The sequence below is a fragment of the Pseudoalteromonas sp. NBT06-2 genome, assembly GCF_002276045.1.
GTDB lineage: Bacteria > Pseudomonadota > Gammaproteobacteria > Enterobacterales > Alteromonadaceae > Pseudoalteromonas.
In genome coordinates this window covers 1-2285 of record NZ_NQMR01000292.1, presented here as the reverse complement: position 1 = coordinate 2285, position 2285 = coordinate 1, and the positions used below count along the sequence as shown (strand labels likewise).

Sequence of the window (2285 nt, the reverse complement as noted above, 5' to 3'; positions counted from 1 at the left end):
CTCATTATTGCACAAAAACCCACTACAACCGCCACGCAAATGAGCAAGGCGTTAGGTTTCGCAAAGGATATGAGAAAACTTTTAATTTTATTGAGCTTCCCTGTATTAATTTCTGCTTGTGCAATTCCAAGCAGCCATGAGGTATCAAGCTATAAATGCGTTAACTTTAAGCAGGATTTTGCTTTAATTCGCAGTGTAAATACGTGCCCATTGCTTTCTAATACACCCCAGCCAAAAACGGACAAGTGGGAGTTTTATCCTTTAACCAGCAAAACAAAAGAGCATATTAAAAGCAGCTCTCAGTACAAGCATAAACTTAAAAGCAAATCATGCGAGTGGCCAACTAGTGTTAGAGAGTCAAAGGTTTTTAATCAGGATACGAAGTTAGTTATTACAAAAATAATAACTAGAAATGATACTGTCAGACATAACCGTATGTTTATTCATGGTGTATTAAACTCTAATGGTATACAAGAGCCTTGGATTTTCGAGCAACCAAGTAATAGTATTACAGATATAAGCAAGCGAGTTGGTTTAAGCTTTAGCAAATGTGAAGGCTCAACCTAACAAGCTGTTTAAGCGGGACTGCTAAAGTTTGGCTCGGTTTCGCTACACTTCACAATTTTAGCCAAACATTATCAGCCCCTTAACAGGGCGTTATAGGTAATCATTAGGCATGGAGAAGCTTTTGAAGTATTTAGGATTAATTTTCGCATCAGCACTTTTAAGTGCATGTGGGGTTATAGAGTGTGTTGATTCCCAATTTGAAAGAGAGCCAGTTAATATTAATGGCGAATCACTTTTTGAAATTACCTTTTCAAATGGCGAACTAAAGTCTCACGCTATTAAATGTGAAAAATACTATGACTCTATGTGTGCTGAGAGAGGTAATAGTTGGCGAATTAGAGAGGTGGGCAAGTCAGGAGAACACAAACGAAGTTATTTGCCTATTCCTAGTGAGTCAGGAAGTTCTTACGAATTAGAGTTACCCAATTGTGAAAAAATCATAAGATTGAATTCTCAAATAACAATGAAAGATATTGCCATTGTCTGGAACAAAGACGCCTCGAAAACTGAGAGTACAGAATTAGGCAAAGTAACTTCTTGGCTTGGAAAAAGCTATCATTATGTTTCTTCAGAAAATGGAGTTCACAATTTTAAATATGGTGGTTACAGAGACGTTCCGCTTGAAGAATTAAAGCTCGAATTCACTCTGAAATTAAATGGCAAAACTATAGAGTAAATTACCTATAACAAGGCATTAAAGTCGGATTCGTAACAGTTTGCTCGGTTTTTCCGAGCAAAATATAAATCGCTAAACTACGCTTTATCCTATTTTATTCTTCATTTAACAAGTTAGATCCAATTGCATCAATAAGGTAAAATCACTCTAAGTAATATCCTCTATTAACTTTATCTAGAAAGGAATGCAATATGGGAAGAGAATTAATTAGCACAGTAGCATCTTTAACTATGATATCTGTAAGGATAGGTATGGCTTGTCAATTAGGCCCAGTTGCAGGTTTAACTCAAGTATTAACTGAAGGGAAAGCAGTATTTGATACAAAAGAAATAGAACAAAGGCAAAATGATATCGAGTTTAAAAGTCATCCAATCATCTCATTACATCCTGATATATTAGATTTAACAAATGTTTTATATATATTCATGAAAGAAAATTCAACTGATGTGATTAGCTTAAGAGACGATGTCTATGATAAATATAGTAAAGCTTTAGCAAAATTAGAATCTTCTGATTATATTACTTTTGAACTAGCATCTGGATGTCCTCGCCCATTATCAATTGTATTATCTAACCCAGAGTTTGTTATTTATGCAGCAGTTGTTAACGGCGAAGATAATAAATTAGGTAAGTTATTTCAAGAAATGGAAAATGCTAAATTTGGTGAATGCTTAGATGGGGTTGAATTATCTGAAAAATTTGAGCTTCCAATTCATGTTATAGGTTCATTTTTCAAGAAGTATGAGGATCAAGGTTATGGAGAATGCAGCAAAATGACAGGAGTATATAATTATCGCTGTATGGTATAACTTTAATATATCCCATACACAGAGTTAACCGTCCAGAATACCCCAGACTGATGCGGCTATCCGCATCAAAATAACTAAATCAAGGACGAAAAATGACAGATCTAGAATTCATTAAACAACAACGAGAATTTTTAACTTTTGTTAAAGAAAATGGCAGTTTTCCTGTGCAACTCAAAACTACTGATTTTGAGCGTTTGCTCGCATTGATCGAACAAAATAACTAAGTCTGCTCG

Annotated in this window: 4 protein-coding genes; all 4 read left to right on the top strand. The window is 34.8% G+C overall.

The window, feature by feature from the left end:
• Positions 1–567, top strand: a 567-nt coding sequence (locus tag CJF42_RS27910) for a hypothetical protein (RefSeq protein ID WP_212668872.1), incomplete at its 5' end; no start/stop codon positions are given.
• A 121-nt stretch (positions 568–688) separates the two neighbouring features.
• Positions 689–1243 (top strand): hypothetical protein, encoded by a 555-nt coding sequence (locus tag CJF42_RS25490; protein ID WP_141235681.1) that lies wholly within the window; start codon positions 689–691, stop codon positions 1241–1243.
• 191 nt (positions 1244–1434) lie between these two features.
• On the top strand, positions 1435–2052 hold the full coding sequence (locus CJF42_RS25485; RefSeq protein ID WP_095369297.1) for a hypothetical protein: 618 nt from the start codon (positions 1435–1437) through the stop codon (positions 2050–2052).
• A 92-nt stretch (positions 2053–2144) separates the two neighbouring features.
• A complete protein-coding gene (locus CJF42_RS29175; protein WP_286203531.1) occupies positions 2145–2276 on the top strand; it encodes a hypothetical protein in 132 nt (43 codons plus the stop codon).
• Positions 2277–2285 lie beyond the last annotated feature (9 nt).

Coding starts and splice junctions, on each gene's coding strand:
- CJF42_RS25485 (WP_095369297.1), top strand. CDS start 1,435: ATGGGAAGAGAATTAATTAGCACAGTAGCATCTTTAACTATGATATCT.
- CJF42_RS29175 (WP_286203531.1), top strand. CDS start 2,145: ATGACAGATCTAGAATTCATTAAACAACAACGAGAATTTTTAACTTTT.